The sequence below is a fragment of the Butyricimonas hominis genome (assembly GCF_014287455.1).
Taxonomy (GTDB): domain Bacteria; phylum Bacteroidota; class Bacteroidia; order Bacteroidales; family Marinifilaceae; genus Butyricimonas; species Butyricimonas muris.
Genome location: NZ_JACOOH010000017.1, coordinates 1 through 8,946 on the forward strand (window position 1 = coordinate 1; position 8,946 = coordinate 8,946).

General features: G+C 38.1%; 13 protein-coding genes. All 13 read right to left on the minus strand.

Annotated elements, in window-relative coordinates:
- The coding region (locus H8S64_RS21615) for an RteC domain-containing protein (protein WP_186978689.1) at positions 1-502 on the minus strand (502 nt) is incomplete at its 3' end.
- A gap of 31 nt (positions 503-533) precedes the next feature.
- Positions 534-1,376 (minus strand): helix-turn-helix domain-containing protein, encoded by an 843-nt coding sequence (locus tag H8S64_RS21620; protein WP_149965478.1) that lies wholly within the window; start codon positions 1,374-1,376, stop codon positions 534-536.
- Positions 1,377-1,406: 30 nt separating this feature from the next.
- On the minus strand, positions 1,407-1,958 hold the full coding sequence (locus tag H8S64_RS21625) for a hypothetical protein (RefSeq protein WP_004326093.1): 552 nt from the start codon (positions 1,956-1,958) through the stop codon (positions 1,407-1,409).
- Between the two features lie 10 nt (positions 1,959-1,968).
- A complete protein-coding gene (locus tag H8S64_RS22660) occupies positions 1,969-2,166 on the minus strand; it encodes a hypothetical protein (RefSeq protein WP_065537818.1) in 198 nt (65 codons plus the stop codon).
- 531 nt (positions 2,167-2,697) lie between these two features.
- Positions 2,698-3,276, minus strand: a complete 579-nt coding sequence (locus tag H8S64_RS21630) for a hypothetical protein (protein ID WP_065537819.1) — start codon at positions 3,274-3,276, stop codon at positions 2,698-2,700.
- Positions 3,277-3,347: 71 nt separating this feature from the next.
- Positions 3,348-3,752, minus strand: a complete 405-nt coding sequence (locus H8S64_RS21635; protein ID WP_117887888.1) for a hypothetical protein — start codon at positions 3,750-3,752, stop codon at positions 3,348-3,350.
- A gap of 84 nt (positions 3,753-3,836) precedes the next feature.
- Positions 3,837-4,562 carry a hypothetical protein gene (locus H8S64_RS21640; RefSeq protein WP_118442094.1) on the minus strand — a complete coding sequence of 242 codons (726 nt, stop codon included), beginning with the start codon at positions 4,560-4,562 and terminating at the stop codon, positions 3,837-3,839.
- A gap of 46 nt (positions 4,563-4,608) precedes the next feature.
- Entirely contained in the window at positions 4,609-4,989 is a 381-nt protein-coding gene (locus H8S64_RS21645) for a hypothetical protein (protein WP_117887889.1), read from the minus strand.
- Between the two features lie 88 nt (positions 4,990-5,077).
- On the minus strand, positions 5,078-5,662 hold the full coding sequence (locus H8S64_RS21650) for a T6SS immunity protein Tdi1 domain-containing protein (RefSeq protein WP_186978690.1): 585 nt from the start codon (positions 5,660-5,662) through the stop codon (positions 5,078-5,080).
- 70 nt (positions 5,663-5,732) lie between these two features.
- The gene (locus H8S64_RS21655; protein ID WP_186978691.1) at positions 5,733-6,200 is read right to left on the minus strand and encodes a macro domain-containing protein; all 468 of its coding nucleotides are present in this window, start codon (positions 6,198-6,200) and stop codon (positions 5,733-5,735) included.
- Between the two features lie 54 nt (positions 6,201-6,254).
- Entirely contained in the window at positions 6,255-6,914 is a 660-nt protein-coding gene (locus tag H8S64_RS21660) for a hypothetical protein (RefSeq protein WP_186978692.1), read from the minus strand.
- Positions 6,915-7,021: 107 nt separating this feature from the next.
- Entirely contained in the window at positions 7,022-7,615 is a 594-nt protein-coding gene (locus H8S64_RS21665) for a DUF8467 domain-containing protein (protein WP_029427652.1), read from the minus strand.
- 113 nt (positions 7,616-7,728) lie between these two features.
- A complete protein-coding gene (locus H8S64_RS21670; RefSeq protein WP_186978693.1) occupies positions 7,729-8,811 on the minus strand; it encodes a leucine-rich repeat domain-containing protein in 1,083 nt (360 codons plus the stop codon).
- Positions 8,812-8,946 lie beyond the last annotated feature (135 nt).

Below are 8,946 nucleotides of genomic sequence, written 5' to 3' on the forward strand. Positions count from 1 at the left end.
AATAGAAACTGTCCACGATGATTTGTATGTCAGGCTTCCCACGCATGAAATACTGCCTGTCCAAGTAGGTGGCTTTCGTTCGGTGGTACTGGTAGAACGCCAAGTTCCGCTGGAACGACTTTGAAATCCGGTCGGTTTCCGACAGCAGGTAGTCCCTTTGCACTTCCTCGCTGCCGCTGGGGAAGCGCACCTCTATCTTGTAAACGGTGTTGTAATAGATGATTTTGCTCGCTAAAAGCGGTTTCAGTTCCTTGAAGAAGTGTATTTCCTCTTCCGTGCTGGCGAACGGGTAGGAGATTATAAAGTTTTTGAGTTCGCCCAGTATCTCTTGCAGGTAGTCCACGCACAGGCGGCAGAGCGTCAGCGTGTCCGCTGCGGTGTCCTCGTATTCCTGTATCTGCCATTCCACTTTTTGAAGCAGTCCGGCGAAGTATGTTTCCAACGGTATCTTATGTTCCATAACCTTGTGCTTATCTTTTATGAAGCACAAAGTTACGGGCATAAAAAATCTGTTTTATTCTTGATTTTTCACATTACGTTCTTGTAACTGTGCATTTTCTTGTTTCCTGCGCTTTTCTGCGTATCTCGCCCGGTGTGTCCAGCAAGTAAGCCTTGCAGAAGTCGTTCAGGTTCGATGTCGATGCGAACCCGGTGGTGAACGCCACTTCCGTAAGCGTGAGGTTGGTGTTCTTCAGGTAGTGTTCCACGTCCTTTGCACGCTCCTTTATCACCCATTCCTTAGCCGTGTACCCGGTCATTTTCTTTACCTTCCGTCGGAACGAGCCGTATTCCATGCCGCATTTGTCCGCCAGTTGCTCGGCATCATAGACCATGTAGCCTTTCAGACGCACCATTTCGGTGAATGTCTGCCTGCCCAGCTCCGGCAGCATCCGTTCGGCGTGGCGCAGTTCCTTTTCCGTCACCAGCAGGCGGTTGTCTCTTACCGGGTTTCTCCGTAGCAGGTGGAAAGCGTGGCATACCGTGTTGTACACGTTGCAGAGGTACTGCCGTCCCGGTCGCATCCAGTGGAGCGCATCGCAGTAGGCGGTCAGTTCGGGTATCTCGTCCCGCTTGCGGTGCTGTTCCGCCAGTTCGTCCAGTATGGCGTAATGGGTGGTGGACATACCCAGCAGGATAATGATTGCCTTGTAGTCCTTGTATGCCGCCAGTGTCGGCGTTTCCGGCAGGCTCTTGAGCGTGTCGCACACGTGGGCGCACAGCCGCCCGTCCTTGCTGAACGGTTCAAGTTCCAAGTAGTTGTCCATTTTCCGGCTGTTGTGCAGCAGCCATGTTACCTTTTCGTCCAGTTCCTTGCAGGACGCTTCCAACTCCGCTTCGGGAGCAGGAAGCAATAATGATGTAATCCGTTGTTCCATATCTGAATAAATTGATTTGTTTTCTGTACGTTACCCGGTAGCCCATAGCCAAAACTTTTGGATTAGCCGCCAAACCACGTGATAAAGGAACATGGCGGCAAGCATAAGAAAACCTGCCCGCAGGAAATATTCTTCAATGCGCTGCCAAACGCTCGTTTTTCGTTCGGGCATCAGTATGTCCGCCACTTCCTCAAAGGTCTTGCAGGCGAAAATCGCTTGCCGGAACTCGTCTGCGCTGTTCCAGCATTCTTCCTTGAACCACCGTGTCTTGGGGTATCGTTCCGCTACCAGTTCTTGCAGTTTCCGTAACGGGAACGGTTCGGGGTTGTCCCCGTACTCGTATTCAATGGAAATCACACGTCCCTGCATCCTGATACAATATCCGAATATCCCTTGCCACTTCACTTTGTGCGCCCCCTTTTCAACATATTTCGTCCCGGTTGCATCCACTACAATGTAGTTCTTCCGCTTCTTCAACAACTCGGTATTGGTCGTTGTGTACAGTTCTTCCTTGCGAAACACGTATATCATGTTGCCTTTGGGGGCAAAGCTGAATATCGGGTATTTAAGTCGGGCTTTCATTGTAAATAGTCTATTGTTTTATAAAAGCAAAATAAAGCAGGGTAACACCTACCACAACCCCGAAAAAGATACAACCTGTAATAATGAAAGCCCAATCGGGGTAATGGAAATCAAGTTCTTCATAAGGAATGGCAGTTTTCTTTATACATCTGTTCCATACCCATATCAGAACTTTCCCAAATCTCTTTGCTGTGATAAGGCTACTCATATTGTTAATGGCTTGACAAGAAACTGCGTTCAGGGGTTGTCGTTCTTTGTTAATATTATTGTTGTCCTAATTAGAAAAAATATTTCTTTAAGTAAATAGCATTGTAGTTGAACATGAAAATAATTCCAATTGTCAATAAGATAAAGAAAACATTTTTTCTTTGTGTTTTAAATTCTTTATAAAGCATCCTGTCTTTTCTTGCATTTATTGTATTGTCAAAAAGGAGGTTGTTTATAAGAAATGTAATTAATATGAATATCAAATGGGAAAAGGGATGCGCAATATATCCAATTAATTCAAAGTCGAAGAAATTATTTATAAAGCATCCCAACACTGTAAATAACATATATATAACTAAGGAAAAAAATCCAATGGAATATATTTTGTTATCTTCAGCGTTTTTACTGAAATGGTCATAAATGAAATAAATTGTGTAATACCAATACTTATACCAATTCATCGTTTTTTCTCATTTAATATTAATGGTTCAGCAAGGAACGGCTTGCCGTTATCCTGCGTTGTTAGCTGTATCTATTTTAGAAAATCCAAATCAAAATAATATTGATTGTCATTCTTCGGATTTATGTAAATCGTTGTCATTCCATAGTGTTGCAATAGCATTTCCAATGAAACTTTTTCCTTCAAGATTGCATCACTGCGAAATGTTTTTGTCTTTCCATTGTATTTGGTTGTGTACGTTACGGTGTATATTGTAGTGGACACGATTTGTTCACTATGATAAATGTCAGGGAATAAATAGCCACTGACACCATTCCAAAATTGGATTTCCCATGTATGGAATATCCGAAAGATAGGCTCTTGCATCCTTAATTTCTTGGTATTCCATTTCTGTGTAGTGACTTTACATTGGTTTAAATCAACAAATAATTGTATTCCATACCTTTTTATTTGTTTTGTAGCCTGTTTTACTCTATATTTATAAATAGTATCACCAATAAGTCCGGAATTTAACCAAACAACCAATAAGATAGCTCCTGATATTCCAATAGCATACCATTTTGCAGCAAAGCAAATGCCCACACCGAATACATAAATCCAAATAAAAATAAATCCAAGTATTCTCAATATTTTATTCTCATAGATTTTCATGTCATATAATTACATCTAATGGCTTGACAAGGAGCTGCGTTTAGCAGCTATCTTGGCTCGTTAGTAATAATTCATTCCTCTTTCTGTTCATCCAAACAGTCATTCACCCATTCTCTAAGTCCTTCATCAATATCTTTCTGCGATGTTTCTTCTAAAATCACTATACCTTCTGATTTTTCAGAAGTGTCAAGAGAGTTTAAGAATCTGTTAAGCATCCATATATTATATTCAGTAGGCACTCTACGGATAGAAGCATATAAAAAAGGGGCATAAGTATTATTATCAAATTTTTCCAAATAATGGACTACACGACCGGGATTGCCAAAGTTGAAATGTGGATGCCTTTCAAGCAATCTAAATAAAGGCTCGATTAAAGTATTATCCATTTCTGTTAAAATAGATTCTACCTCTTGCAAATCTTCTTCGGATTGAAGATTCATATTGTTGATTTTAGAAATAATCTCTTTTATATTCATTCTTCGTTTATGTTTATCAAGTTATTACTATTGGTTAGCAGGGAACGGCTTGTCCGTTATCCTGCGTTGTTAGCTGTATTTTAGTCAAAAGTCATGTAAAACAAACAGACTTTTAACACGATAATTTTCTACTGTCCATACAGCATAATATCCTCCTGTACCATCACTGTTTTGTGTGCTTATGAACAGAGTGTTTCCTTTACCCAATGCCACGACAACATTGTTTTGGTTCGGTTCGTATAGATGCGTTATAAATGCTGTTGGAAATTCCAATATCCCGGCAGGGTACTTGACGGTGATAGACGCATACTCTTTATGTGGAATATTATTATCTATGCCTATCAAGTCAGAACAACCGTCAATACTCCGAACAAAACCAGTTTCCAAGTCATAAACAAAGGCATGTCTTTGGAGATTAAAATCTTGGAAGCCTATTTCTACGGTTAATGTGTCGTTGGCATATATAAGATGATTATCCGTACTTTGCGGCTGTTTCTTCAACTGTGGCAAATCTGCCAAATAACGGATGCGGCTTTTATGGATTTCCCTTGCATGGGTATTCCCATTCGGGCAAGTTTTAGTTATACCCGTTTCTGTTCCATATTCTACGCTATGCCATTCTTCATGGTTCTTTTGTGCATCCCAATCGACAAATACATGATTATCCAATAATTTGCCTATTACTGTTCCACTTGTGTCACGTACATTTGTATATCCGTCCGCATCCTGAATGACACCGAAGAAACGCTGTTGTGCTTGTGTAGGCAAACAAAACAGAAATACCAATATGTAGAAAATAATCTTTTTCATGCTCTATTACAGCTAATGGCTAAGCGGGGAACGCCGTTAGGCGTTATCACGCTTTGTTAGTCACGTTATTATTCTTGCTTATAAATTCATAACAGTCATCCAAAGCATATCGGGCTAAAGCACTTTCTATCCATTTCTCATAACTATCGGGAAGCTTTTCGCATTCAGGATGTGTAAGCCAATACGTTTCACCATATAGAGCAAGCATTGCCCAATGATAAATGTTTTCGTGAGAAAAGAAAACAACATCATCAGTTGTGTTTATTGGCTGTTGTAGAGGATGAAAGTCTTTAACCAGCTGCTGTGCATTCTCTATGGTAGTATTTCCATATGTAGATATGCACTCTTTTAATAGTTCGCAAAACACTTTGAAATGAAAGATGATTTTAACATCTTCATCCTCTGCCACTATAATGTCATTGTTCATGCTGTTATCATTTATAAGTTATTGCAAGTTGTGACTAATGGCTAAGCGAGGAACGCTGTAAGCGTTATCGCGCTTCGTTAGTAATCTGTTATTGCACTCGTTTCAAATCTCCGATAGATTGGAGTGACATTTCTATGTAGGGAATAGTTTTTAGAATATGGATGTTATCTATTGCTTCTTTACCACCCAATGCCAATGTCGGAACATAACCGTAACATTCGTCTAATGCCGGAATACCTTTGGCTGATTTTATTATGGGATATTCATCTAAGGAAAACCATGAAGACAAGCAGCCCTTATTTAATAATACGATATTAAACAGTATATCGACCTTATCGGATAAAATCCTGAATGTTCCGTATCTCACATTGACAAAGACGACATAATCACCTATCCTGCAATCTTTCACATAGGCAAATATATCACCGAAAACTGTTGTCATAAATGGTGTGGCTAAACCAAAACCTGCCATCGGATAGCAATCATCTATTATTGCCTGATATTCATTAGGTTCAATAATCCTAAATAATCCCTCGCAAAACATTCCAAATCCAACTTCTTTCCAAAGTGTGATTATGTTCTCCGATACGACATTGGCATATTTAGCAATAAAAGCATCATCTGCCGTTTGGCAGATGATATTTAGGTTCTTATCTAAAAACTTTTCGTACATATTTGTTGAACTTTGATTACTAATGGTTTGCAGCTTGCCGCCGTTAGGCGGAACAGGTGCATGTTATAAGCTAAATTTCGTATTCAATCTTGTAATCTTCATATACATTGAATACCGTTTCACAATCAGATAAAATACTTTCAAGTAAAGGTTTGACTTCACTATTCCAATCCAACTTACCCAAACCTGCACCTATTTTCGGGAGCGACACAGTTTTGATACCTTTGCTTTCGCACACTTTTTTCAAGCGTTTCAAGCCTTTATTCAGATATGTAAGTTCTGCATGATACATATCGGGTTGTGTGGCTATGTAGATTATACACGGAGAGAAACCTTTGATTTCTCCTATAAACACATCGCCAGCCTGAAACTTAGTGTTTCGTGTGTACTTCTTAAAGAGTTTTTGGATTTCGGGGAATTGACTTGATAGCTTAAAGGCAAGCCCAGTTCCTAATCCTTCTTGTGAGCCAACAGCTACACCTTGTGCTATGTACTCATCTTTACTCTGTAATATATCTCCCGAAATGTATTTTATCATATTGTTTCCGTTTTTCTGTTGCTTATAATGGTTAGAAAGGAGCATCGTCAGATGCTATCTTTCGTTGTTATGAACTTCTTTCAAATACTCTTCTATACTAAAAATGTGAGTATCATTATCACACCGTTCTAAGTTCTCGTTGCTGTTGTTATCGACTTTTCGGAAAGCAAATAGATAAGCATAATTTTTATTGCAGTTTTCTCTGTCTGTTTCCGAGTAAGGGTGTTTTCGTTTTAACCCGTAAATGTCAAAGCGATAATTACCTTTAGGCATTTGTATTTCATCAGAATGATAAAACGAATGTGGGTTATCATTTATATCAAATACTTCTCCCATAAACACACATTGACTTTTAGCTATCAAATCACGGTGTTCTTCAAAAAACTCAAAAGAAGAAAAGCAAAGTTTATCATCTGTTCCGATTGTAATAAACCAATCTTTATAAAGATAAACTTGTTCCCAATCCTCTGGAATATTCACATCTTTTTCTGTTGTGATATAGATTGAATATTGATACGTTGGTATTTGATAGATAGGCAATGCTATCCCTTTGGCAATCATTTCCAAAAACATATCCTTATGCTTATCAAGATACGACAGCATTTTCTTTGCCCGGCATTTCTTCTCTTGCATCCATTCATTGAGTGTACCGGGCGAATATATAAATAGCCCATAACCGAAAGCATAAATGCTATTTAGTTCTTTTATACTCATATTTTTGCGCTTTAATTGTTCATAATGGCTTGGCGGGGAACGGCGTTAGTCCGTTATCCCGGCTTGTTACCAATATTTTTTTAAGTATTAGCCAAAGATTTCTATTCCTAATTATTAAGAGCAATCTCTTTACCAACAAATATGGCATCACCACATTTCATAAAGAAACCATTTTGACCGTTGTATTTCCTAAGAGCATAGGGATATGCAACAATTCCTTTTTGTGGCTTTATACTAATTTCACAACATCCATGTGATGTTTGGTAAAGCAAAAAAACTTTTTCCCCATGCCTTTTTAAAATGTCATATACCTTATTCTTCCATTCTTTTTCATCCTTATCTTCAATGTTATATGAATCAGCAATACGACCATTTCTTAAAAAATGGGAATCATTAACATCCGGCTTAGAGCGTAAGAACTGCATTTGTTCCCTTGCAATACTACCAAAATGGTAATATTCGCCATATTTTTTGTATCTCGTTTTTAATTCTTCCATTGTCATCAAATCAAAATTTACGATAGAGAAGAAAGAACTTGATGAATTTACAACAGACGTATATAGTCTTTTGCTAATGTCAGCTTCCGAAGAAGGAGAAATATCTAAAAAGAATATATTAGGATTGTACCCTCGTAATTCCTCACAAAATTGCTGCTCATCATTTTGAGTCATAAATAACTGAAAATCTCTACTTTTCTCCATTGTATTTAATTTTGATGATGATAAAATCTTTGGCTTACCTTATCGCACTGTTATTGGTAATGGTTTGCAGCTTGCCGCCGTTAGGCGGAACAGGTGCTTGTTACCCACGTAATTTATTCTTTGTTTTTTCGATTTATTTGTATATCACTTATTTCTGATTTGCCGCCAAAACAGCGTAATTCTTCCACATTCGGATTATCTAATACTGCATATACAGATTCTTTTGTCATACTTTTAACGCCTAACATATTTACTTTTCTCAAATTTTTAGCATTTACAAGACTTGTAATATCAACCAACTTATTTAACGTGTCAATATAAACTTCGGTCAATTTGTTTAGATTGGATAAGTTTGGTATCTTAGTAATATTGGCTAACAAAATCAACTCAAGTCTTTCAAGTCCCGTGAGTGTGCTAACGAATGAAATATCATCCAATTTAGATATTCTAATAAGGCTTAGTTGGCGCAAAGTCCTAAAATCACTCAAAACCGTCAAGTCTATTTTTGAACCGTCACACCACCAAATGGACAAGTCATTAATAGGCGTTTGTTTTAAGAAAGACAAATCCTTGTTCTTTACAGCCCTTAATTCCAACTTTTTCAATTGACTTAGTCCTACGATAGACTCAAGATTCTTATCTAATTTCCCGAGAAAGAGGGATTGGAGATTTTTGAATCGCAAAAGCCATTGGCAATCAAACACAGGTTTGCCATTCTTCAAAACCGCATCTATATACAAATGTTCCAATCGGCTTGACAGCGTTTTGACAAAAGAAAAATCCCTTAAATCATAAATATCTAATGTCAATGATTTTAGATTTGACAAACTTGAAAGAATAGATAAGTCAGTATTCTTATATTCAAAATCGCCTATTACGATATTTTGTACATCAGGAACAAATCGCAGGAAATCCAGATTCCAACCATTGAAATCATCCCCATATCCAAATTTTTTGTCAGCCCCTCCATATACACGAAAAGAAATATCAGGACGTAATATAAATAAGCGATTCAATTTTTCGAGAACAGTATTAGAAATATAATCGCTTATTTGAACTCTCTTGATAAGTTTTTCCTCGCTTATTTGATGAATTATGGATTCAGTTACATCTTCAGCCATGTAACCATCTTCAGGACGTCTTGGAATCCTTCCAAAACTGCGAGGAGTAAATATTTCAACTTGTGTTCTAAACATATTTGTTCTACGTGGGTAATGGTTAGCAGGGAACGGCTTGTCCGTTATCCTGCGTTGTTAGCGAAATTATTTTATCCACTCACAGAAACTAAGTCAGATACAGCTTTCTTCTTTCAATTATTTTTCTTAGCCATT

Coding starts and splice junctions, on each gene's coding strand:
- H8S64_RS21620 (WP_149965478.1), bottom strand. CDS start 1,376: ATGGAACAACGGATTACATCATTATTGCTTCCTGCTCCCGAAGCGGAG.
- H8S64_RS21625 (WP_004326093.1), bottom strand. CDS start 1,958: ATGAAAGCCCGACTTAAATACCCGATATTCAGCTTTGCCCCCAAAGGC.
- H8S64_RS22660 (WP_065537818.1), bottom strand. CDS start 2,166: ATGAGTAGCCTTATCACAGCAAAGAGATTTGGGAAAGTTCTGATATGG.
- H8S64_RS21630 (WP_065537819.1), bottom strand. CDS start 3,276: ATGAAAATCTATGAGAATAAAATATTGAGAATACTTGGATTTATTTTT.
- H8S64_RS21635 (WP_117887888.1), bottom strand. CDS start 3,752: ATGAATATAAAAGAGATTATTTCTAAAATCAACAATATGAATCTTCAA.
- H8S64_RS21640 (WP_118442094.1), bottom strand. CDS start 4,562: ATGAAAAAGATTATTTTCTACATATTGGTATTTCTGTTTTGTTTGCCT.
- H8S64_RS21645 (WP_117887889.1), bottom strand. CDS start 4,989: ATGAACAATGACATTATAGTGGCAGAGGATGAAGATGTTAAAATCATC.
- H8S64_RS21650 (WP_186978690.1), bottom strand. CDS start 5,662: ATGTACGAAAAGTTTTTAGATAAGAACCTAAATATCATCTGCCAAACG.
- H8S64_RS21655 (WP_186978691.1), bottom strand. CDS start 6,200: ATGATAAAATACATTTCGGGAGATATATTACAGAGTAAAGATGAGTAC.
- H8S64_RS21660 (WP_186978692.1), bottom strand. CDS start 6,914: ATGAGTATAAAAGAACTAAATAGCATTTATGCTTTCGGTTATGGGCTA.
- H8S64_RS21665 (WP_029427652.1), bottom strand. CDS start 7,615: ATGGAGAAAAGTAGAGATTTTCAGTTATTTATGACTCAAAATGATGAG.
- H8S64_RS21670 (WP_186978693.1), bottom strand. CDS start 8,811: ATGTTTAGAACACAAGTTGAAATATTTACTCCTCGCAGTTTTGGAAGG.